Genomic DNA, 25,549 nt, shown 5'->3' with positions numbered 1-25,549 from the left:
TTCTGTGGGTGCATAGGATTGTAGTACACAATTCACCATCACGAGCTGACCAATATTTGAAGGGGACAGCAGTGAAAGGAGGTACCCATGGACATATTCAAAAGAATTTCGGAGCATCGTACGGAGAAGGAGTCACTTAGCTGGACCGGTACGTTCGCGGAGTACATAGAATTGCTTCGCAAAAATCCTGGACTCGCAAGAACCGCACATTCCAGAGTCTATGATATGATTGCTTCGCAAGGAATCAATGACCAATCCGGCCACAAGTCCTACAAGTTTTTCAACCAAGAAATCTTCGGCCTGGATCGTGCCATTGAGAAATTGGTGGAAGAGTATTTCCACTCCGCTGCCCGTCGATTGGATGTTCGTAAACGGATTTTGCTGCTGATGGGTCCTGTAAGCGGTGGTAAATCCACGATTGTGACGATGTTGAAACGTGGGTTGGAACAGTTTTCCAAAACAGATTTAGGGGCCGTCTACGCGATCAAAGGGTGCCCAATGCACGAGGAGCCGCTTCACCTTATACCGATGGAGCTGCGTCACGAGATTGAGCGGGAGTTGAATGTAAAGATTGAAGGCAGTTTATGTCCTTCCTGCCAAATGCGGCTGAAGACCGACTACAACGGCTGCATTGAGGACGTCTTGGTGGAGCGTGTGTTCGTTTCGGAAGAAGGACGCGTCGGTATCGGGACGTTCTCGCCTTCGGATCCGAAATCTCAGGATATTGCCGACTTGACGGGCAGCATCGATTTCTCGACCATTACCGAGTTCGGTTCGGAGTCCGACCCGCGCGCCTACCGGTTCGACGGGGAGCTGAACAAGGCCAACAGGGGCATCATGGAGTTCCAGGAAATGCTGAAGTGCGACGAGAAGTTCTTATGGAACCTGCTTTCTCTTACCCAAGAGGGGAATTTCAAAGCGGGACGCTTCGCGCTTATTAGCGCCGACGAATTGATCGTCGCCCATACGAACGAAACGGAGTACAAATCCTTCATCGCCAATAAAAAGAATGAAGCGTTACAATCCAGGATGATTGTTATGCCGATTCCGTATAACCTCCGGGTGTCCGATGAAGAGAAGATTTACTATAAGCTCATTGGCCAGAGCGATATGTCCCACATTCATACGGCTCCGCATTCGCTCCGGGTGGCGGCGATCTTCTCCATCCTGACCCGTCTGAAGGAAACGAAGAAACAGGGCATGGATTTGGTCAAAAAAATGCGCATGTACGACGGCGAAGTCGTCGAGGGCTACAAGGAAGCGGATCTGAAGGAGATGCAGAACGAATTCCAGGAAGAAGGAATGAGCGGTATCGATCCGCGGTATGTCATCAACCGGATTTCGAGTGCATTGATCCGGCAGGATCTTCAGTGCATTAACGCGTTGGATGTGCTGCGCGCGCTGAAGGACGGCCTCGATCAGCATCCGTCGATTACGAAGGATGAGCGCGAACGGTTCCTGAACTTCATCTCCGTCGCCCGCAAGGAATACGATGATATCGCGAAGAAAGAAGTGCAGAAAGCGTTCGTTTACTCCTTCGAAGAGTCCGCCAAGACGATTTTCGACAACTATCTCGACAATATTGAAGCGTACTGCAACTGGGGTAAAATCAAGGATCCGCTCACCGGCGAGGAGATGGATCCGGATGAGCGCCTGATGCGTTCCATCGAGGAGCAAATCGGCATTTCCGAGAATGCGAAGAAAGCGTTCCGGGAAGAAATTTTGATCCGCATTTCTTCCTATTCGCGCAAGGGCAAGAAATTCGAATACTCCTCTCACGAGCGTCTGCGTGAAGCGATTGAGAAGAAGCTGTTCGCCGATCTGAAGGATATCGTGAAAATTACGACATCGTCGAAAACGCCGGATGAGAAGCAACTCAAGAAAATTAACGACGTGACGAAGCAATTGATCGATGAGCACGGGTATTGCCCGGTGTGCGCGAATGAATTGCTGCGGTATGTGGGAAGCTTGCTGAACAGATAAATATCATGCAGACCCGGGGCGGAGGCCTCGGGTCTTTATGCTGTGATACACCGAATCTAGCAAACACTGTTCTATCTTCTTGCAAGGGAGGTGTGAGAAACCATGAAGGGGAACTCCATGAAGAAAATCGGCATTGCTTTCTTGTTTGTTCTTCGGCAGAATGATGGACAAACTTCCTCTTCACAAGCTTTCTGCGCGGATGGCGTACTGTATGTTTTTCAATCTGCTTCTGCTCATGTTTGTACTCATTCTTCGGTTATCCGGAACGCAAGTGAATGAATTCCCGAATGCGTGGGATGTACGGTTTATTGTTGTGACGACGATTATCGTCTTCTTGATCGGGCTATCGGATTTGGTGAAGATTCGTAAGAGATAGATGACATCCTGAGTTAGATTGAAAATGCAAGCTTCAATTTTGTGAACAATAATTGAAGCTTTTTTGTGGTTTCTTGTTGTTGATAAAGGAAATAAATCTGAAAATTCAAAAAATAAATTTATAGGTAAATATGTCGAATTATTGCGGATATTATGTCGGATTTAGTCGAATTAAGTTGTAACTTGTATGATGATGTGTGAAATGGCTCCTTTAAAAATTGTTGTAATCAACTTCTTGTAAAATTCATAATAATTTAATCTAAATTTTATTTTATAAAGATTAGATAAAATTGTGCTAAAAATGCCCCTTTCCTTTTTATGGGTGTAGGCAGGTGGGGGGATATGTGCTAAACTTCGAATTGTGACTTTAAACATAGAAAAATGTAATATGGAGTCACAATTATATATCTTAGTACCTATATTCATGGGATTGAGGGCATTAAATGATTGAAATACATAGTCATATTCTACCGGGTCTGGATGACGGATCTGACGACTTGGAAAACTCCATTTTAATGGCCAAGCAAGCTGTCGTACAGGGCATACACTCTGTTATTGCTACTCCGCATCATGAGAACGGCAGATATACAAATGAGTTTGAAATGGTTGAATTGCGCGTCAAATCTTTTCAGGAAGAGCTTCAGAAAAGAGATATACCGCTGCGTATACATGCCGGGCAGGAAATCAGGGTGTACCGGGGATTAATCGAGGATGTTGAAGCCGGGAGAACAGCCACATTAAATGGTTCCCGTTATATGTTGTTGGAATTTCCATCCGGCGGGATATCAGCAGGGACTCATGAGCTTTTGCATGAACTCAGATTAATGAATATTGTTCCTATTATTGCTCATCCGGAGCGTAATCAGGAAATTGCTGAGAATCCAATGAAGCTTCTAGAGCTAATTCAATTAGGGGCCTTGTCGCAAATCACAGCTCATTCCATACTAGGCCATTTTGGTAAATCTATTCAGACTTTATCGCTGGATTTGTGCAGAAACCAGCTTGCTCACTTTGTTTCTTCGGATGCCCATAATACAACGAATCGCGGGTTTGCTCTTGCCGAAGCTTATGAAGTCATGCGTGAAAAGCTGGGGGACACCATTGTGAACACCTTCCAAATTCACGCCAACAGGATCATTCATGACCTACCTATTGAGACACAACCGCCTGTTTGGACGAAACCCAAGTGGTTTCAGTTTTGGAAATCAAAATAAAGAAATTAATTTAATGAGGTGAAAGTTAGCATGACGATGAAGAAGAAATTAACCGTTACTACATTAGCCGCAAGTATGATGTTTGCATCTATTGCAGGACTTCCGTTAAGCGAGAAAGGGTTAGCTGGCAAAATAGGTTTAACTGCCGGTGTTGCTTCTGCAACTACATATCTAGATCAACTTAACGAAGTACATACAGAATTAGCGAGAGATACACAAGGTTTATCTAACGTGAATTCAGTTAAACAGTATCTTGCGAATCATCCGATCACAGATAAGAACTTGCAGAAAGAATTAACGCAAGAAGTTTGGAGCAAAGTGAAGGATAAAGCTCCAGCTCTTCCGTATAGCGCTGTTATTAAGCTAATTAATGGATTAGACTTGTTTTTCGATGACTCCGGTGCTTCCTTTGATGAAATAATCAAAGATCAGGCTAATCGGGATGCGATCAGCTTACTGTTCACATCGGTCAATCTCCCAGGTATCGATGAGCCTAACGGGTTGAAGAAAAGTGATATCGTTGACTTTCAACAAGCTGCGATGGGCGCTTTGACGAGCAAAAAAGATGAACTTCTGGAAAAAGTGGCGCAAGTCATTCTAACAGGTCAAGTGGATTCTGAAGCAATTAAAGAAGAGATTAACGAGATCGTTAACAAAGGTGTGTTAGAGGGACACAGCGAGCTGCTGATTTCCCAATTATTGAATAGCTATGGCATTACATTAGGCGATCTGAATGCTGTACAGAATAGAATTGCCAATTATATTGATGCACAGTCGAGCTCAACGATTGCTAAGGATGCTAGAACTGCTGTCGAGTCTGCAGGTTTGAGATATGTGCTGAAAGACAGAATCAAATATGCGAAAAGCAGCGGAAGCACATCAGCAGTAGAATTACCTGTTTTGAGTGTGACTTATAACAACCAAGAGTACCCACTTCCATCAAGTTTATTGAAATGGAGTGCTGCTGGAACAGGTATCAAATACGACGGGACGGCTAAGGCCTTCGTATTAACGGGCACTACTTCTGCTTCTGCACATGTTGAAGCTCGTGATTCCAAATTCGGCTTATTGCTCTATATTTCCCCTAATGCGATTACTTTGACGCCTGTAAGCACTGGTGGCGGCAACGGTGGCGGAAGCACAGGTGGCGCTGGTGGTGGCGGTGGTGCCGGAGCTGGTGGTGGAACTACAACAGGAAACACCAGTACAGCAGAACAAGCAGCCAAAGAAGCTCTTGCTAAACTTGGAGATGAACTGAAAAACGCGACCGAAGCGAGAAAGCAAGAAATCTTCAAAGAAGCTCAAGCAAAAGTTGAAAATGCCATTAAGGAACTGGCAACACTGGATCTTAAATCACTGATTACGATCCAAGGTGATACAGCTAAGCCGCAATTGAATGTTGCTGATCTGGTAGCCAAGCTGAAGGCCATCGCTGAAAAAGCCAAAGCGCTAAATGATCAATTGAAGGCGTTGAACCCAGACGCTAAAGATGTGAAAGTTCAGCTTACCTTGAACTTCGGAACTATTAATGCCAAAACAACTGAGATTCCGTTAGCTAAAGACTTATTAGCAGCAGCAGTTAGCAATGGCATTGATACCATCGCAATTGCTATGAACGGCCTCTCACTTGCGGTTAGCCCAGCGGAATTCGGTGCGGACACGACTCTGAAGGTAACCAACCAAGATACGACTGTGGCGACGAGCGTAACTCAGCTTCCTGTAGCAACCGGCGTATACGAGTTCGAATTTACTTCAGGTGGAAATAAAGTAGAAAGCTTCAATAAACCTGTTGAAGTCACGATTCCGGTACCAAACGGCAGTAATTTTGATACTGAACTGTTGTCCCTGGCCAAAATTGTAGACGGTAAATTAGAGTTTTACGGCGGAAGCTATGGTAATGGTTCGTTAAAAGGTCTTCGTAACTCTTTCTCCACGTATACAGTAGTCGAAAATAAAGTGTCTTTCGAGGATACAGCATCGGTTAAAGCTTGGGCGGGCAGACAAATTCAAGTCGCTGCTGCCAAAGGGATCCTGGAAGGGCGTGCTGAGCAATCCTTTGATCCGAATGGATTTGTGACGCGTGCTGAGTTTGCAAAAATGATCGTCAAAACATTCTCCTTAGAAAGCGCTAATGCAACAGAAAGCTTTGACGATGTGAATGATTCCGACTGGTACAAAGTTTATGTAGCTTCCGCTGTTAAGAACGGTGTCGTCAATGGCAAAGAAGCAGGCAAGTTCGATCCGAATGGACAGATTACTCGCGCTGAAATGGCGGTTATGTCTTCCAGAGCACTATCGCTCAAGGGTGTATCGATCGCTCCTAAGAAAGTAGAAGAAGCGCTTAAAGGCTTCAAGGATGCTCAAGACATCAATAGCTCTTTGCAAAATGGCGTAGCTCTTGCAGCGAGCGAGGGTATCATCGTTGGTGAAGAAGGCAATGTCTTTAATCCAAATGCGAACTCCACTCGCGCACAAGCGGCAGTCGTTATTTATCGTTTGTTGAATAAATAAGAATCATTCATGTTCAGGAGGAATCCTCCTCTCTCTATAATAGAGGGGGATTCCTTATAATTTGTAAGTTGATAAATTAGACATCATAAGATGATAATCGATTGCTTGTATGCGGAGGGAATGTAATGGAGTTAGATTTAAGAGATTATTTTAAAATTTTACGCAAGAGGGCGTGGATGATAGCAGTAATTGTGCTACTTGCAACAGTAACAACAACTGTTGTTAACTATCTTTTCTTAAGGCCAATCTATGAAGCCTCGACAAAGCTCATCGTAAATAAATCAAGTGATCAAGTAGGCGTATCCCAAGTTGATATTAATACAGTTAACCTCAATATTAGACTAATTGAAACCTATAAAGAAATTATTAGAACTCCTCGAGTTATGGATAAGGTAGTTGCTGATTACCCTGATCTGAAAATAAGTACCGAGCAATTAGTCAATAAGGTAAAAGTTAGCTCGGTTAATAATACACAGGTGATGACCCTTGTCGTTCAAGATCCCTCGTACGAGCGTGCAGCAAAAATTGTGAATGCCGTTTCCATAGTATTTCAAAGTGAGATTCCAAAGATTATGAAGGTTGACAATATTTCGTTGTTAAATGAAGCCAAAGATATGGAACAACCGATACAAGTAAAGCCGAATAAAAATTTAAATATTGCCATTAGCTTTGTTGTATCCCTAATGATTGCACTAGGAATCACTTTTTTGTTGGAATACTTGGACGATAAATTAAAGACAGAAGAAGAGGTAATGCAATATTTAGGTCTGCCGACCTTGTCAATGATTACAAAAATGCGCCCGGAAGATCTGCAAAATCAAAGTAAGCAAACGAAAGAACAAAGGGTAGGGGAACCATCACATGTCAAACTTAACTAATAAAAGGCCAATTATTACACACCAAAATCCCAAATCTCCAATTTCGGAAGCTTATAGGACGCTGAGAACTAACATTCAGTTTTCATCTGTTGACGGGGAAGTAAAGGTGCTAATGGTTACCTCAGCCGGACCTGGGGAAGGGAAATCAACGACTCTCACAAATCTTGCTGTAGCCTATGCACAAGCAGATAAAAAAGTTTTGGTTATTGATGCAGATCTTAGGAAACCGACTATGCACCATACGTTTCAAGTTTCGAATCGTTCGGGTTTGACCAATCTATTAACCAATCAACTAACAATCTTAGAAGTAGTGCAAGAATCCCTAATTCCAAATCTGTATATCATTACATCAGGGCCGATTCCGCCTAATCCGTCTGAAATACTTGCATCTAAGAAAATGATAAGTACCCTAGAAGAACTTAGAATGCAATACGATATCATTCTAATTGATGCTCCTCCAGCAATTGCCGTAACAGATGCTCAAATCATCTCGACACGTTCAGATGGTGTTATTTTGGTTGTAGACTCAGAAAAAGTAAAAAGAGATGTAGCTTTAAAAGCAAAACAGAATCTTGATAATGTTAGAGCTAGAATATTGGGGGTTGTATTAAATAATGTAGATAGAAAAAATAAGGATGCATACTATTACTATTATTACGGTGAGAGTAAATAGAATGTACTTTTTGACATTATTAGCAATCATAGCGGGAGAAGCAGAAAAAAATTTGTCAGAGTAGGATTTTGTTTAGGGAAGCATCCTTCCTTTTGTTAGTTTCCCAATGGATAAAAAATTAATAAGGAGTGACTGTTGTAATGTTAGCGAAGAAAGTTAATATAGATATCCGCCGGGAGTATGCTATTAGTATAGAACAATCTTCTCTACATAAACGGATTAAAGAAGTGAAATTGTATATTTACTTTAAGAGTATTTTGGATATTATAGTGGCTATAGTGGGGCTATTTCTTTGTTTACCTGCGCTACTCTTCTTTATCATTGCTATTAAATTAGAGACTCCTGGTCCTGCTTTCTTTTACCAACAGAGAGTTGGAATGAATGGAAAAACTTTTAACGTTATAAAATTAAGATCTATGTGCGTAGAGGCTGAAAAAAATGGTGCTCAGTGGGCTAAGAAGAATGATCCAAGGGTGACAAAAGTAGGGACATTTATCCGTAAAACTAGAATCGATGAAATACCACAACTGATTAATGTTTTAAGAGGTGAAATGAGCATAATAGGACCTAGACCAGAAAGGCCAATGTTTACAGCCCAATTTAATGAAGAGTTTCCTGGCTTTACTAATAGATTACTGGTAAAGCCAGGATTGACGGGGTGGGCTCAAGTGAATGGTGGGTATGATATCACTCCTAGAGAAAAGTTGAATTTGGACTTATATTACATAAGAGAATTGTCATTAATGCTAGAGTTGAAGATTATCTTTATGACAATGAAAGTTGTACTTACTGGTGAAGGAGCTAGGTAAAATACTATCTGATTAGTGAAAAGATTTGTTCATATATCATAATTTATAGATGATTTTATCTTATTTAAAGATAAAATATCATTTCAGTATATTTTAAGGATGTGTAAGTATCATAATCAATCAACTTCTTAAGAGAAATAATAGTTTATTAGTGCAAAAGCCTCGAACTTTGCGCAGTAATTTTTCCTGGACGTTGCTTGGAAATGTAGTTTATGCTGCCTGCCAATGGGGATTGTTAATGTCTATGGCGAAAATTGGGACAGCACATATGGTCGGAGAGTTTTCACTCGGTTTAGCAGTAACAGCACCTATCTTTATGCTTTCCAATTTGCAACTCTCAGGAATACTGGCGACAGATGCGAAATCTTCGCAGTCTTTTGAAAACTACTTAGGATTGAGAATGTGTACCACTCTTATTGCGCTAGTTATTATTATTTTCTTGGTACTATTAGGTCGTTATCAATTTGAAACATCACTGATTATTATATTAATTGGGATTGCTAAAGGATCTGAGTCTATTAGTGATGTGATTTTTGGCTTGCTTCAGAAAAATGAAAAAATGGAGCGAGTTGCAATTTCACTAATGTTAAAGGGGATTTTATCACTTGTTGTACTTTGTATATTACTATGGACAACAAACAATTTAGTTCTGGGAATTGTTGGGTATGTAATTTCATCGATAACTGTATTACTGCTTTATGATATCTCGGTATTTCGGCAATACAAGATTAAGCTGGTTTTTGATTTGTCTAAGCTTTGGTCATTAGTTCGTGTATGTTTACCACTGGGCTTTGTAATGATGTTAGTCTCACTTAATGCAAATATTCCAAGATACTTTATCGAACATTACATAGGGATAGAGTCGGTTGGATATTTTGCCGCACTCTCATATATTATGATTGCTGGAAATACTGTGATTAGTGCCCTTGGTCAATCTGTAAGTCCAAGACTCGCAAGATATTATTCTATACTTAATATGAAAGGGTTTAAAAAGTTACTATTTTTATTAGTAGTGATAGGATTTATCGTTGGAGCAATTGGATGGGTGATATCACTATTATTTTCAAAAGAAATACTTACATTATTGTATAAACCGAATTATGCAGAGTACACTAGTGTTTTTATATTAATCATGTTCGGGGCATGGGCTAGTTATATTGCGTCATTTCTTGGGTATGGAATGACTGCAACAAGAAAATTTAAAATTCAACCTCTCTTATTTATTATTGTTACAATAGTTTGCACTATATCTAACGCTGTTTTGATTCCATTTAAGGGGTTAGAAGGTGCTTCATATGCCATGATTATCACCAATCTTACTCAGCTTGTAGGAAGTGGGCTTATTATTATAAATATAATCCAAAAGCAAAAGATAGAAAGCGTTAGTTAAGGAGGAAAAGATGCAAAAGGATAATCCAATTCGTATCTTGCATGTTTTTGGTGCTATGAATCGGGGCGGAGCGGAAACGCTTATTATGAACATTTACCGAAAAATTGATCGAAGTAAGGTTCAATTCGATTTTGCAGTTGAGACCGATCAAAAATGTCATTATGATGATGAAATTCGAGCTATGGGTGGACGGATATTTTCACATATCAGTCCTAGTAATGTGGGTTTATATTCATATGGTAAAGCGTTTGAAAAAACATTAGATGAATATGGTCCATTTGTTGGGATTCACAGCCATGTTCATTATTTGAGTGGATTTATCCTGAAGATTGCTAAAAGAACAGAGATACCTTTACGAATTGCTCATAGTCATACTTCACATGATGGTAGAGTAGATTCCTGGTTACGAAAAATCTACCGTTGGTATATGCAATGGTTAATTAATAAAAATGCTACTCATTTATTTGGTTGTTCAAGAAATGCATGTGAATCATTATTCGGTTTAAGTTGTTGGAAAGATAAACGTGTTCGAGTTCTCATGAATGCAATTGATTTAAATGTATATGAAGTACTACCATATGATCGGAACTATCTTAGAAAAAAATTAAAGCTGCCTCTGGGCATACCGTTAATTGGACATGTTGGAAGATTTAATGAAGTTAAAAATCACCGCTTTCTTATTGAAATCTTTAATGAACTACATCAAACATTAGAGAACGCACACTTAGTTCTCGTTGGGGATGGACCATTACGAAAGGATATTGAATCACAAATAGATCAAATGGGGTTAAGAGATTACGTCCATTTTTTAGGTATACGCGAAGATGTACCGGAAATTATGGGAGCGTTAGATTTATTTCTGTTTACTTCCTTATATGAGGGTCTTGGAAATGTTCTTATTGAAGCACAAGCAGCAGGCACACCTTGTGTTAGTGCCAATACAGTTCCTAAGGAAACAGATATAGGTGCCGGAATAATCGAGTTCGCTTCTTTAAGCGAAAATAGAGATAAATGGGTTAATAAAATTATGAGATATTTGGATTCTAATCGAATGAAATGGACTTACTTAGAGAAATGCCTAATACATGTTGGGTATGATATTAATATCACTGCTAAGAAGATAGAAAAATTGTATTTATCAAGGAACATTTGATCTTTATTGCAGACTATTTGTCATATGTGCTGCCTAAAATTCTGTTTGTATAAGTAATTGGATAGAAAATAATTGGATAAAAAAATCCAAGCAAAATTGTTAAATTTAATCGAGTTGGGAAGATATACTATCGAAGAATGGAAGGACTGTTAGACATTCTACTCCTAACGATATTGCGCAAGAAAAAATGGTAAGTAGGAGTTGAAGTTTTTGCAAAGTCAAACTATTTTCAGACCTATTTTAAAGAATACTTTTGTTAAAGCTCATTTTATTTTAACGGCAGTCCTGCTATATATTCTTACCTGTTATTACCTTTACGAGCCAAACATTTATGGTACGATTTTGATAAATTTATCATTATTACCTTTTATGTTGGCTCTTCCATTCGGTAATAAGAAATTATCAATTTTGTATTTCTTTCTAATGTATGTAGGAATATCTAGATATAGTTTATCTAACGATCCTCTGCAGTTCCCAGACTCACAAATGTATTTTGAAGAACTAATTACTCATGGTAATTATTATGATTTAATTACTTTCTTTTGGAATGAACTATGCACTGGGTTTCAAATAGACACACAGAACAACTTAGTTTTTGCACTTTTATATTATCCTATGTTTTACTTTCTACACAATAATGATCCCGCTTTTATTACAACATACAATGCATTGTTATATATAATAACGGGGTATTTAACATACCGATTATTAAAAAAGCACTCCGTTTTTACTGATAAGATAATTAATATAATTCTTCTTGGTTTGTTCGGAAGCGCGTCTCTTCAATATTGGTCATCATTTTTTCTTAAGGATATTACAAGTTTGTTCTTAATAGTTCTTGCACTCAATTTGTTTATGAATAAAAAATTTATTTGGTTTTTGTTTGTAATGTTTTTTGCATATTCGCTACGTGTATATTCACCTGTAATTATACTTTGTCATATTCTTTTGTTAAAGGGCTACATACGTTTTTCATTACTGGGTGCAATATTTGCATTAGTAGTTGAAGTATATAATGTCGGATTAAAGGGAGTAATTAATAGTCTTTTAAATGTGGGTAATATGTTTTCTTCTCCTTCTCCTTTTAATATTGAAAACTGGAAATTCCAGGGGTACCGAACATTCGAGTCACTAATTTTTTTAATTATCTTATTACTAGTAATAGTTGTTTTTCTTCTGAATAAGGAAAGTAGGTCCTTCTACCTAACTGCTTTTTCTGTAATATATATATATTCCGCAGTAGTCACAATAGCTGGCTTTCAAAATCTAGAATATTTAGGTTTAGATTACGTAATCGGCAACTTTGGGGATGATATGACAAGGAAAAAAATTTCAATTATCATCATCATTTATATAGTTTTCGCTTATACATTTATACAATTAAGTGATAAAAAGGTTATTAATTATAATAAAATGTAAATTATACCTTTTTTGGATAATCCGAGAGAAGTGATATTCGATGGTGATTACTTGTGAAATTATCTTTAAATGAAAATTAATTATAAAAGTGAGGTGTAAGACTTTATTAAATAAATAATTAATAAAGTTGTTGTTTATGAAAAAAATAAAACTATTAGTAATCGTTCTTAACTCTAGTTATGGTGGAACCGAAAAGCACGTGCTTGATATAGTTAGACATATTGATAATACTTTATTTGAAATCAGTACTGTAGTTCCTAGTGATTCAGAAATTGGTACAAAACTAAAATCAATTTCAGGTATTGAGGTAATTCAAATTAATAGAGATCTTAGTTCTATTTACAAAATAAATCAAATAATAAAAGTATTTGAACCCGATATAGTACATCTTCATAGTCCTAGAGCAACTTTCTTAGGAAGTATAGCTAGTTACTTTGTTATTAACAAAAAATACAAAATAATCTCTACTGCCCATGGTTGGATTCCAGATAGATTAAAATTAAGACATTTGTATCAATTCTTATATGTTAATATTATTAAATTTAATGACAAAATTTTTGCTGTGTCTAATAAAGTAAAAGAACAAATTATCTCTACAGGTGTAGATGATGAAAGCATAGTTGTAATTTATAATGGTATTTCAATTCCAAACGAAAAAGAAGTAACAATAAACACAAAATGCACCAGGAAATTTGTGTTTCTTGGAAGGTTTATTGAAGAAAAAGGATTAATTTACTTGATTGAGGCTATAAAGAAATTAAATGATAAGTATCAAGGGGAATTTTGTGTTGATATGTATGGGGATGGTCCCTTAGTTGACGAAATTACATATTTGGTGAATAAGAACAAATTAAACAATGTTACTATTAAAGGATTTGTTGATCCTAAGAATGTATTTGAAATTCTAAAAGAATATGATTCCTTCTTAATGCCATCAATACAAGAAGGTTTCCCATACACTTTAATAGAAGCCTTTTCTGCAGGACTAATTGTAATAGCTAGTGAAGTTGGAGGTATACCAGAAGCAATAAACGATGGTGTTAACGGGTACTTAGTTAAGACTAAAAATTCAATTGATTTAGCCTCAAAAATGGAGTATGTCATTAATCTAACTATAGATGAATTTGTCCAATTAAAACAAAACTCATTAGATAGTAGCAAAAAATATAGTATTAAAAATATGATTGAATCTATAGAAAAACATTATTTTGAAGTATTGAGCTTAGATAGTAAACATAGTAAAAGTAGAAGGAAATCAATGATGTAAAATTAAAAAGATATTTCGGGTATTGCAGATTGGTTTTACACAGCAATCTATCACTCAGAACAAAAGATTTATCTGAATATTAAGAAATAATTTCAGATAAATGTTATTGCAAACTAACCAGAATTTTAATGCTATGAATTTTTAAGAAAGTAAAAAGTGAATTTATAAACTACAATAAATCATAATGAATTATTAAATAGGGGATTGAGAAGATGTCAATTTTAGTAACCGGCGGAGCAGGATATATAGGAAGTCACACATGTGTAGAACTAGTAAATTCAGGATTTGACATCGTTGTGGTAGATAATTTTTCCAATAGCAAAATAGAATCATTAAAACGTGTGAGAGAAATTACGGGTAAGAATTTTGCAATTTATGACTTAGATCTTACTAATTGCAAAGAACTGGAAAGAGTATTTAATGAGCATACAATTGATGCAGTATTGCATTTTGCAGGATTAAAAGCAGTCGGTGAATCGGTAAATATTCCGCTTAGATATTTTCATAATAACATTACAAGTACACTTGTTTTATGTAAAGTTATGCAAAAATATGGGGTTAAGAAAATGGTATTTAGTTCCTCGGCTACAGTTTATGGAATACCTGAATCTGTACCTATATCTGAAGGTTTTAGATTAAGTACTACTAATCCCTATGGACGTACAAAACTAATGATTGAGGAAATTTTACGCGATTTATATATTTCTGACAATGAATGGAGTATTGCACTTTTACGCTATTTCAACCCGATTGGAGCACATTCAAGTGGACTTATCGGCGAGGATTCGAATGGAATACCAAACAACCTTATGCCATATATCACACAAGTAGCCATTGGAAAATTGAAGGAACTTAAAGTGTTTGGTGATGATTATCCATCAACGGACGGTACAGGGGTAAGAGACTATATTCATGTGGTAGATCTTTCAATAGGACACTTGAAAGCTCTAGAAAATATATTGAAATCATCAGGGGTGAATGCTTACAATCTGGGAACAGGCAGAGGTTATACTGTTCTTGAAGTGATAGCAGCATTTGAAAAGATTTCTGGTAAGAAGATTACATACACTGTCGAAGCTCGTAGGCCCGGTGACGTAGCAGTATGCTATGCGGATCCATCCAAAGCCAATCAAGAACTGGGATGGTTTGCTGAAAAAGGAATTGAAGAAATGTGCTTAGATTCTTGGAATTGGCAGATTAAAAATCCGAACGGCTATGAGTAAGGGAAAATCCACGTTACTCATTTCGATTGATATTATTGATTTTAATGTTTCAAATGTTAAGGGATTGAAAAGAGATAGTCTTGTTGAGGATAACTGGATTAAATGTATTGAGATTACGAGCTGAAATATTATGTTAATCTTAGTAGAAGAGATTTAAAAGACAATAATTTTGAATCTATCCATATGGATTGAAGTCTAGGGGAGAATGGCTTGAAGAAATTCAATAATTATCCAAAATCTTTTAAAAAAACCATTAGATATATTAATCAAGATGACATCACAATTGAACTTCTTGATAGTATGCAGGTGTTACTTAATTATTATATAGATGATCGTAAAAAGAAACTTCTTAACAATTCAGTTGGTAATGTAGTCCAACGCCAATAAAGTTAAACATCATATTTAGAACCGTTGTTCGTGTTATTTTATTATTTCAAAATAGGTCTGTATCAGCCTATACTGGTATACTAATAAATGTAATAAGGGAAATTAATTGGAATTTAATAAAGTGTTTAAATAAACCTAGTGTATAAGAATATTATTAATATCCAAAATGAGAGAATAATGGATATTCCCCATAAACATCCTTTAAACATAACATTTTGATTAGTGTCTTTGTTATTTCTACCATCAGACAAAATGCAACACTCCATTTTTTATCGAATATTTGATAAGAATATATTATTTCTGAAATTAATGAAATAAATTTGGAACAATACATCGAATAATTAGGTTTTACCAAAAAGGATGAAAAAGTTAGTTTCTGTCATACAGGAATGGTTTTGATGGTGACGAGAATACAGTCGGTAATTGTCTAGATTTTATATGTTTTTTAGAAATAATTCAAATTCAAAAGAAAAAATCGAGATGTAGCGAGAACCAACTTAGGATTGTGATAAGAAGAGTGAATATTAATATAACTTCTCAATTATGTGATAATCGAGAAGTTAATGGATTGTTAGAAGTTGATTTGGGGACGATTATCCAATTTCCAACAAGGAGTTTAAAAAGTGAGAATAAAATGGTTATTGCTATTGATTTGCATAGGAGTTCTAGGAGTTGGCGGGTACGCGGGCTACACCTATTCGGTGAATGTGATCGCAGATAAGCTTGCAGCTCAACTATTAGCTGAGACTGAGGCTAACCAGCAATTACTAGAGCAGGTGGAATTGCCGGCAATGCCACAATCCTCGGGGGATGTTTCTCTTCAAGGTAACACAGATGCACCTGCACCAAATGCACTAGATAAGTTAAGTTCTCAATCTTCGAGTGCAAGTCCGAAAGAAGACTCTTCGAAGAAACAAGCTTCAACAGCTGAAGAGGGAACTAATTCTGAGAGTGAAGGTAACGAGCAACCTGCCTTGTCTTTCAGCAGTAAGCAGGAAGCTGTGAAGTTTGCGATGAGTCGATTCTCAGCATCCGAGTTGAACAAATTCCGGCAAATGGCTGGCGGAGGATTGACTTCTGAAGAGAAGGCGGAGCTGAAGAAGATAGCTTTTTCCAAGTTTACAGCAGCGGAGATAGCAGCAGTTCAAAAAGCAGTTACAACCAAATAACTATAAGAGGTGTCGATCTAGTGAAAGCGAAAAATCGAATGACAGCCACAGCAGGATTATCTTTAGCGTTGTTCATGGGAATGAGCACGGGAGCATCTGCAGCACAATCTCCAATCGATTTGAATGTTTATCAAGTTCCTATGCATTTTACCGTTGATGGCAAGGAGTATGCACCACCGGAGGGACAGCAGGGGTTCATCTATGAAGGCAGCACCTATGTGCCGATCAGGTTCATTTCTTACTCTTTGGATAAAGCAGTGAAATGGGATGCAGATACATATACAGTTACAATTGCTGAGCCTAATGATACGGACAAAATTAACATCAAAGAGTACAAGCTCAACGCGCAGGTTTACTCAAAAAGCAATGATAAATTCGATAAATCTAAGCTGGTATCCAGTAAGTTGAATGTGTACAAAGAGAAGATTTCCTATGTTTTTGATGGGGCATCGAAAAGTCCTTCTGAGGATTTACCTGGATACATTGTCGATGGCAATTTATATGTGCCTATGCGTTTTTTCTCGGAGTCTGTAGGCAAAACGATTAATTGGGATCCGGTAACTTACACGGTTTCAGCTGTAACGACTCCGGTTAAGAAGGATCCTGAGGTGAAGGGGCCGGAAACGCCTAAAACGGAACCGCAGGTTCCGGCTGCAGGAGGCGGCGGGGCAGTTGGTGGTGGAGGTTCCGCTGGCGGCGGAAGCGGTACAGTTGGTGACGGCGACGTGGCCAAGCCATCTTATGATTCGATTAAGTCTGAAGCGGAGACTCAGCTAAGAGAGCTTGAAGCGAAAAGCAAGGCGGAGCTCACGGAGCTATATAATCAATATAAAAGCACGAAAGATGCAAGCTTAATTGATGAAGCCTTTTCCAAGGTCGCTGAAGCTGACGCTGCTTTTGATCAAATTATGAGCGATTTGAATTCGAAGCTTTCCGATAATGGATATGATACAAGCATTATTGATACATACAAGGATCAATATGAACAAATCAAAACGGATGCGCAGGCTGATATCATTTCTAAATAAACCATAATCGGGGTGCTCCTTAGAGGGGGCATCCCGATTTATTTGCGCCCATTTTCATGTGGAACAAACACCAAATAGGCGATCGCACACATACTCTGTATTAGGCTATTGACTATACAAGAATGCGAGTGATTTCAGTTATGACGAAACCTGAAGAGCAAGAATTTCGCCCGCCGGTTGGCGGTGGTGGTTTACATGGGGGCGGCATCGGTCACGGCGGCCAGGGTGGCCACGGATTTGGGCATGGACATGGTCCAATTGGGCATGTAGGCCCTGGATTCGTTGGACATGGGCATGGCTTTTATCCGCATTATCCGCATTACGGATATGGCGGCTTTAACAATGTATTTCCATGGATTGCGGCCCCCCTACTCTTGAGTGCGACTCAACCCTACTATCCATATCCTCCGTATCCAGAGTATCCATACCAACCATATCCATATTATCCATATCCGCCGGTATATCCTGGTATTTAACTCCTTCAAAGCTTTTAAACCGAGGTGCTCTCTCAATGAGGAAGCGCCTCGTTTTTTTTGTTAGAATCGTTACTTGTCTAAGAAGGAGAATCTGTAATACGTAATATACAAAATGAGACATGATTGGTAAAATAGTCGTTAGGTCCTATATTTATTGCTTTTTCAGGAAAGGAGAAATAGATACGAACATTATTCGACAATCAAAAGCTTTTTGCATTTGTCTTTCCCTCTTGCTAATGCTATCCAGCATCGGTTTAGGCAATCTAACCTTTTTTGTCCCGACGGCATCTGCTTCAACGGATGTAAAGGCGATGGTATCCGGTGGAATGAACCACGCTCTGGCGTTGAAATCTGACGGCTCGGTGTGGGCCTGGGGTGACAATTCGAGCGGTCAATTGGGCAGCGGCGCCTCGGAGGGGCAGATGCCCAGCCCGCAGCAAGTCAGGTATGCGAGCGGAGAAACATTAACCGGCTTCGTCAAAGTGGCGGCAGGTGGCAATCATTCCATGGGTCTGAGAAGCGACGGCACTTTGTGGGAATGGGGAGGCTGGATTACAGCTAATAACAATGCGGTAAACATCGTAACTCCGCGTCAGGTGACGCTCCCCAAGCCCGTGAAGGACATGGTCACTGGCGGCTACTTCTGTTTAGCACTTTTGGAAGATGGAACCGTATGGGGTTGGGGGAAGAACGATTGGGGGCAGATGGCTACTGGCATTGGCGGGCTGCTTACAAGCTTTTATGAGGAGCCTGTGCAAGTAGTTGGCCCTCTTGGAGTTGGTCATCTCACGGATGTTGTGAAGCTCGTTGCCTCCGATTCGTATGCAGCGGCCTTAACAAGTGACGGTAAGCTGTACGGATGGGGGAATAACTCTTCCAACCCTCTGGCTATCTTAGACTTTCTCGAAATTAATTGGAAGCTAAGTGTGCCGACGCTAATTACCGCCTTTCCGGAGCCAGTTGTTGATTTGGATGCTGGCGCTTATGGATTAGGAGCAGTTCTTGAGAGCGGTAAGGTGTGGGCAACTGCCGATCCGTGGGCTCATAACGGCCAAGTGTTTACCGGCGATGGCGACGATACCTCGACTCCCATGGTTACGGATGCCAAACAAGTCGCTATGGGAGCCAATTCGGCAGCGGCTTTAACAACCTCCGGTAAGGTTTGGACAAGAGGCGTCAACGGTACGGACGATAACCCTTCATCGTCTTTTATTCTAGGGAATCCGACTGTCTACTATCAGAGTCTGCAAGCACAAGTTATGGGCCCGAATGGAGAAGGTTATCTTACAGATGCTATTTACTTAGCTGAAGGAAATAATACGGCGTACGTGATCCGAGAGGACGGAACGCTATGGAGCTGGGGGAGCAACCAATACGGGCAATTGGGAATTGGAGTTGCAGGAGATGGCGTAAAAGCTAACGCTAGCAAGGTGCCTGCTGCAGTATCGGTCGATGGTGCGCAGTTTCGGTTAAGTCCATCCGCCGTTGCCAGCCTGAAGGCGATATCGCTGAATGGAGCAGCTATAAGCGGATTTTCCCCCGATGTGAAGCAGTACGCGTTGGGCATAGACTCCGGAACTGCTTCGGTGAGGATTGTTGCCGAGCCTTCGGATTCGGATTCCACAGTTAGGATTAATCATAGCCCGGTAGGCAACGAAGGCTATGCTGAGGTTGCTTTGCAAACGGGCACGAATGTTATTGGGATTGAGGTTACGGCATCTGATGGATTTTCCAAGGAAGCGTACAATGTGAAGCTATATGTAGGACCCGGCTCAGAAATTCCTGATAACGACTGGCAAATCCGGGTAGACGAAGATAATTCCGCAATGACGCAGTCTATCAATCTTCCTGATGGAGGAAGTATATTGATTCAGAGTCTGCCGACCGCCGATTCTCAAATTATCCGAAGTAAGCATAATGGCGAGATGCGGAAGGTGCTCATGTTCTCTAATCATAAGACAGTATCCGTGTTACCCATGGCAGATTCGGGTGATAATTTTGCCCTGGTGAGTAACGTTTCAAGTGGTATCGAGCTAGTCCAAATGGATCAGGATCTGAACCTGCAGACACCAAGTACGGTTATGGTTGGGAATGATAGCACATGGACCGGTAAAACCGCTTTGAAGGCTAAATCAACCTCCGACGGCGGTATAGTCATTATCGGTAAAGCAACGCAATCATCCGGATGGACAATGCCTTATTTCGTGAAACTGGACGCGACATGGAAAGTAGTAATGGAGACCGGTTTCGTCGTAAGTGAAGATTTGCCGGATGTTATCTATGATGTTGTCGAGGATGGGGCGGGCGGCTATGTCGTTACCGGCACGTTATCCGTTGGCGGAGATTCTCCATCACTGTGGGTAGCTCATTTGGCGAACGATGGTGAAATGGATAATGTGAAAACTTTCCAACGTAATATTTATCAAGAAGGTCAAAGCATTGTTCATACGGAAGACGAAGGCTACTTGGTCGCCGGTACATCCGCATCCAGCGGAAATATGACGGATTTATCCGGAATATGGTTATTGAAGCTAGATTCTTCTTTGAATTTGGTATGGGATACTTTCACGGAGAGTAATGGACCTGTCTCTGTCAAATCGTTGATCCCTTTATCAGAAGGAGGATACGCAGCGGCAGGAATGCGTGATGGCATGGCTGACTTGACGGCATTCAGCGAGGAAGGATACGAGCTATGGCATCATTCTGACGAGTCCGGCAAGGAGTGGCTTCACGTGATCCGGACGCTGGACGGCGGTTTTATGACCGCTGGGGCAGCCGCGGATGGCAAGGCCTTGTATAAGAAATGGTCGGGGCCGAATCTGCGCTTGTCTTACATCAGCCTCGATGAGCAGACGGTTTCAGTTCCAGCTACAGTGGCCAATCCCCAAGAGCCGGATAAGATTCGTCTTGAAGTCGAGGGCAGCAGTTCATCTGTGGCACTAGTCCCCTATTTGGCGAAGTCTGAAATGAAGTTGACGGTTGACGGCACATTATCTGGCAGCGGAGAAACCATTCATATTGATTTGCCAGCTGGTACTTCTTCCAAGACGGTTGAATTAACGGTACAGACACCGAACAGTAGATATGCCAGATCGTATCTAGTTGAATTGATTGTCATCCCCGTCAATAAGGAAGATCTTCATGCCGCGATTGTAGAAGCGGAGACTTTTTTGGAAAAGGCTGTAGCAGGGACAGAAGTCGGTCAGTATCCATCCGAGGCGATAGAAAGCCTAAGAGAAGTGCTGGAAGATGCAATCCTTGTATATGATGAAGCAGGGAGCAGTCAATCGGAAGTCGACCGTGCATGGTCATACTTAAATGAAATGCTCGATTCCTTGCCTTCCCAACAAATTCCGTATGCGGATAAGATTACGTTAGCCTCGACTTTGCAGCAAGCCTCGCAGCTGATGAAGCAAACGGTGAAGGGCTCCGTTCCCGGTGCAACACCACCTTCGGCGTTTGATATGCTGCAAGCTGCTTATGTGGCGGCGAAGGCCGTTATGTTGAATTTTAACGCAGGTCAAGAGCAAGTAGATTCAGCTTCTGAGAGTTTAATAGAAAGTATTGTGAGCTTTCAAAACGCAGTTATTCTCCCTTCTCCCGCATACTTTGAGGATTTTGAGGGCGGAGACGGCGGGTATCGCACGGAAGGTGAAAATTCTACTTGGGCTTACGGAACGCCGAACTACAGCTCGGGTCCTTCAAGTGCATACTCGGGGACAGCCGTTTGGGGAACGAATCTAACTGGGGATTATAAGGCTGAGGAGCGAAGCTTTCTCCTGTCTGGCCCTATTGACGCGTCCGGAAGCCGTGTTTCCAAAGTAGTCATTTCGGCTCAGGTGTGGGAACAAACGGAGAAGGATTATGATTATATTTATATTGATGTCAGCAAGGACGGCGGCCAAACATGGCAAACGGTACATAAGTATACTGGTGGCAGGGATTCGGATGGAGGTGAAGGCGAGGGCGAAGGTGAAGTTAGGGAACCTTCTTCTCGGGTTTCAACCGACTGGAAAAAGCTGAATTTCGATTTGGACAGCAGTTACGCGGTACCGAATTTACAAATGAGATTTCATTTATCTACGGATGGATCGATACAAGCCCCTGGTATCTACGTAGATGATGTAGCTGTGTACGTTGTTGAAAACTCACTGAGACTTGAGCTTCTTACAGCAGAACAACAGACTATCGCAAATCTTACAGAAGGACAGCTTCCAGGTGAGTACAGGTACGGTGCCGGCAGTATGCTGCAAAGTTCATACGTTCAGGCTCGGCAGGTCGACCAGGACCCGAATTCAGACGCAGCCGAACGTGAAGCTCAATTGAATAAGCTTCATCATACTTTGGATCAAGCCGCGCAATTAAAGGTGAATACGCCACTGGGGACTACCGTTCCTAACGGCAGCATCGTTTCTTACGGCGGACATAAGTGGATCATGCTGGATAATGATTCGGGCAAAATGGTTTCTTTGGAAAATACAGGTACTTCAGCATGGAGTGAAGATGGTTCTAACGCTTTTGATCCTGAAGCTGAAGGCACATTGGCTTATAAGTTGAATCATTCTTTTCTGGAAGCTTTTGAACATCAGGATTGGATGCAGGAGCATGCTTGGGACGTAAACGGCATAGATGGCCGGAGTTGGGATGGAACCACATCGGTATCTGCTAAAGTGGGCTTGCTTTCCGCTAATGACTATTTGCAATACGGGTCAGTCTACCCTGGCGGAAGCGGTATGCTGGGTGATCTTGCACATGTATGGACATTAACTCCTGCATACCTCGCTAACTCTGAATCCATGAGCCGGCAGGGATTATATCAAGTCGTTGTTACTGGCGATCTGAGCGGGGCTTCCCCTCAAGTTGAAGGGGGTGTTAAACCTGTCATTTATGTAAGGACAGATCTTGTTCAGGCTGCTGGCAGCGGAACGTATGATGCTCCTTTTACACTCATGCCCGACACGGAAGATCTCCAAGCAGCGCGCACGGCTTCCCTATTGACTGATTGGTTCCAAAGCATTAATCCGGGGATAGATTCCGTGACTAATGAGGTGTATGCTGAGCGCTTAATGCTGCCTCAAAATGATGCGAACGGCGTTGTGCTACGCTGGGATTCGGATCAATCGAATGTGGTCGATCCGTTGACAGGCGAAGTTAAGAAGCCGTTGCCTGGGCAGTCTGACGCCGAAGTCGAATTGACGGCAGTCGTGAGCAAAAATATGTCGGTTCGTAACGTGAATTTCACGCTGGTAGTAAAAGCGAACCCAATCTCGGAAACCGAGATTGTAGCAGCCGACAAAGCGTCGCTAACGCTGGCGTCGATCCTGGGCAGTAACGCGGATGCAAACCAAGTCACGACGAATCTCGTTCTGCCGAAGACAGGCGCGCTTGGCTCCACGATCACGTGGGAAAGTGATAGCGCGGCGATCACGGCGGATGGAACGGTAACGCGTGGTTCGCACGCAGAGGGAGACCGTACGGTGCAGCTGAACGCGACCTTGAACAAAGGCGGAGCAAGCGAAACAGTAACCTTCACGCTGGTAGTAAAAGCGAACCCAATCTCGGAAGCCGAGATCGTAACAGCCGACAAAGCGTCGCTAACGCTGGCATCGATCCTGGGAAGTAACGCGGATGCAAACCAAGTCACGACGAATCTCGTTCTGCCTAAGACAGGCGCGCTCGGATCCACGATTACGTGGGAAAGTGATAGCGTGGCGATCACGGCGGATGGAACGGTAACGCGTGGTTCGCACGCAGAGGGAGACCGTACGGTGCAGCTGCACGCGACCTTGAACAAAGGCGGAGCAAGCGAAACAGTAACCTTCACGCTGGTAGTAAAAGCGAACCCAATATCGGAAGCCGAGATCGTAACAGCCGACAAAGCGTCGCTAACGCTGGCATCGATCCTGGGAAGTAACGCGGATGCAAACCAAGTCACGACGAATCTCGTTCTGCCTAAGACAGGCGCGCTCGGATCCACGATTACGTGGGAAAGTGATAGCGCGGCGATCACGGCGGATGGAACGGTAACCCGGCCTGTAGCTGCAACCGGCGATGCGATCGTTCACTTGACGGCAACATTAATCAAAGGTGAGACGAAGCAGTACGCTGAATTCAAGTTTACGGTGCTTAGTAAAGAACCGATCCAGTATGGCGCCCCCTATGCAGTCACAGCTAATGAGCCGCTTATCTTCTCGGACGGTGTAGTGCTTGATTTGCAGGGCTTATCCATACCTGCTGGTACAACAGTAACCGCGGAATTAGTGAATCCGGATGTAACGGGGACAACGTTAAAGCAAGCGGGCCCTGTCATCAAATTCACTTTCCACGGGATGGATACGAATCAGCTTGAGATCCCAGTTAGACTGCAGTTCCCTGTCACACCCGGGACGGATCTTTCCAAGATCGGTATTTTCTATCTCAACGAGATGAACGGAAAATGGGAGTACCAGAGGACAAACCGTTCAAGTGGTGTTGTTACGACCTTGGTGTCTCATTTTTCCACTTACGGTGTCTTTACTGCCGATCAAGTATCGGCTCCTATCGCGAACCCGGCCAGTGGTTCGATTCTGCAAGCTGGTAAGTCGGTACAGCTTGCCACGGCTACCGATGGTGCGAATATTTACTATACGCTGGACGGATCTGATCCTACCTCAGAGAGCACTTTGTACGATTCTGGACACATGCCAACAGCTATGGATGCGAACGGTCTGACAGTTCGAGCTATCGCACAAAAGAATGGTATGCTGGACAGTGTGGTGCAGGCCTTTGCTTACACAACATCGACGGCAAGTGACAATGCCAAAATGAGGAGCATTCTGGCAAGCACAGAACGTTCATTCTCTAACTTGCTCGTGGTAACTCCAGATGTTGCTACAGAAAGCAGCATTTATGCAGCTACAGTATCCAACGACGTATATTCCGTATACGTCAACGCTTTGGCAGAGCACCTTGGAGCCAATGTAAGTATGGATAAGGACGGACATCCGGTTACCGTAAGTGATGCTGTGTACTTGAATGTGGGTGTGAATCCGATTCTTATATCGGTAACTGCGGAGAACGGCAATCAGCGCGCGTATACACTGAACGTCAACAGGCTGGGATCCCATAATGCGGATATTAGTGATATTCAATATGGAGGTGTCCCGCTAGGACAATCTGGCCATACCTTTACGTTGAATGTGGATTGGCACGTGACAAACGTATCTCTGCTTGTCCACTTGTCGGATCCGAATGCTCAAATGTCCGTAACGGATGTGACCTACGATATGAATGGCATTAATATCACGAATATTAGTTTTGATGCAAGCCAGAACCTATATCCCCTTGTAATAACGGCACAGGACGGAACGGTTAAAACGTATCAACTGCAAATTGTGCGAAGCCGCGAGCCCTCTAAGGAGCTATTAGACACGAACCATGACGGTTTTATATCTATTGAAGACGTGACTAGGCTGGTGTTCGAACAGTTTGATGTCGATGGAAATGGATTTGATGCTAACGACGTAACTTATTTATTAAGCCAAATCGGACCGCTGTTCGTGAATAAGGAATAGGCTTGCTATCATCGATTGAGTGAAACACAGCAGCTTTGTTT

Annotated in this window: 16 protein-coding genes; all 16 read left to right on the top strand. The window is 41.4% G+C overall.

From position 1 onward, the window contains the following. Positions 1-87: 87 nt before the first annotated feature. Complete coding sequence (locus PUT07_RS04195) at positions 88-1,983, top strand: PrkA family serine protein kinase (RefSeq protein ID WP_274466533.1); 1,896 nt, start codon at positions 88-90, stop codon at positions 1,981-1,983. Between the two features lie 211 nt (positions 1,984-2,194). Further along, positions 2,195-2,359 carry a hypothetical protein gene (locus PUT07_RS04190; protein ID WP_274466532.1) on the top strand — a complete coding sequence of 55 codons (165 nt, stop codon included), beginning with the start codon at positions 2,195-2,197 and terminating at the stop codon, positions 2,357-2,359. Between the two features lie 442 nt (positions 2,360-2,801). After that, entirely contained in the window at positions 2,802-3,572 is a 771-nt protein-coding gene (locus PUT07_RS04185; RefSeq protein WP_274466531.1) for a tyrosine-protein phosphatase, read from the top strand. Positions 3,573-3,602: 30 nt separating this feature from the next. Further along, on the top strand, positions 3,603-6,083 hold the full coding sequence (locus PUT07_RS04180; RefSeq protein ID WP_274466529.1) for an S-layer homology domain-containing protein: 2,481 nt from the start codon (positions 3,603-3,605) through the stop codon (positions 6,081-6,083). Between the two features lie 125 nt (positions 6,084-6,208). Then, on the top strand, positions 6,209-6,961 hold the full coding sequence (locus tag PUT07_RS04175; protein ID WP_274466527.1) for a YveK family protein: 753 nt from the start codon (positions 6,209-6,211) through the stop codon (positions 6,959-6,961). Beyond that, positions 6,945-7,634: a CpsD/CapB family tyrosine-protein kinase gene (locus PUT07_RS04170; protein WP_274466526.1), complete on the top strand. Its 690-nt coding sequence runs from the start codon at positions 6,945-6,947 to the stop codon at positions 7,632-7,634. Before PUT07_RS04175 ends, PUT07_RS04170 begins: the two co-directional genes overlap by 17 nt. Before the next feature lie 140 nt (positions 7,635-7,774). Further along, positions 7,775-8,443: an exopolysaccharide biosynthesis polyprenyl glycosylphosphotransferase gene (locus PUT07_RS04165; protein ID WP_274466524.1), complete on the top strand. Its 669-nt coding sequence runs from the start codon at positions 7,775-7,777 to the stop codon at positions 8,441-8,443. A 151-nt stretch (positions 8,444-8,594) separates the two neighbouring features. After that, the gene (locus PUT07_RS04160) at positions 8,595-9,833 is read left to right on the top strand and encodes an oligosaccharide flippase family protein (RefSeq protein ID WP_274466522.1); all 1,239 of its coding nucleotides are present in this window, start codon (positions 8,595-8,597) and stop codon (positions 9,831-9,833) included. 10 nt (positions 9,834-9,843) lie between these two features. Continuing rightward, the gene (locus PUT07_RS04155) at positions 9,844-10,986 is read left to right on the top strand and encodes a glycosyltransferase family 1 protein (protein WP_274466521.1); all 1,143 of its coding nucleotides are present in this window, start codon (positions 9,844-9,846) and stop codon (positions 10,984-10,986) included. Between the two features lie 210 nt (positions 10,987-11,196). Further along, a complete protein-coding gene (locus tag PUT07_RS04150) occupies positions 11,197-12,405 on the top strand; it encodes a hypothetical protein (RefSeq protein WP_274466520.1) in 1,209 nt (402 codons plus the stop codon). A 136-nt stretch (positions 12,406-12,541) separates the two neighbouring features. Next, complete coding sequence (locus tag PUT07_RS04145) at positions 12,542-13,672, top strand: glycosyltransferase (RefSeq protein WP_274466519.1); 1,131 nt, start codon at positions 12,542-12,544, stop codon at positions 13,670-13,672. A gap of 212 nt (positions 13,673-13,884) precedes the next feature. Continuing rightward, positions 13,885-14,895, top strand: coding sequence for a UDP-glucose 4-epimerase GalE (gene galE, locus PUT07_RS04140; RefSeq protein WP_274466518.1), 1,011 nt, complete (start codon positions 13,885-13,887; stop codon positions 14,893-14,895). 210 nt (positions 14,896-15,105) lie between these two features. Beyond that, the gene (locus tag PUT07_RS04135; protein ID WP_274466516.1) at positions 15,106-15,282 is read left to right on the top strand and encodes a LytR family transcriptional regulator; all 177 of its coding nucleotides are present in this window, start codon (positions 15,106-15,108) and stop codon (positions 15,280-15,282) included. A 623-nt stretch (positions 15,283-15,905) separates the two neighbouring features. Continuing rightward, positions 15,906-16,451: a hypothetical protein gene (locus PUT07_RS04130; protein ID WP_274466514.1), complete on the top strand. Its 546-nt coding sequence runs from the start codon at positions 15,906-15,908 to the stop codon at positions 16,449-16,451. A 20-nt stretch (positions 16,452-16,471) separates the two neighbouring features. Further along, positions 16,472-17,479: a copper amine oxidase N-terminal domain-containing protein gene (locus PUT07_RS04125; RefSeq protein ID WP_274466513.1), complete on the top strand. Its 1,008-nt coding sequence runs from the start codon at positions 16,472-16,474 to the stop codon at positions 17,477-17,479. Between the two features lie 787 nt (positions 17,480-18,266). Then, entirely contained in the window at positions 18,267-25,508 is a 7,242-nt protein-coding gene (locus PUT07_RS04120) for an immunoglobulin-like domain-containing protein (protein ID WP_274466511.1), read from the top strand. Positions 25,509-25,549: the final 41 nt, after the last annotated feature.

The organism is Paenibacillus sp. MAHUQ-63 (genome assembly GCF_028765165.1).
Lineage (GTDB): Bacteria > Bacillota > Bacilli > Paenibacillales > NBRC-103111 > Paenibacillus_E.
Note: the sequence above shows the minus strand (reverse complement) of the source record. Positions and strands in the feature narration are given on the sequence as shown.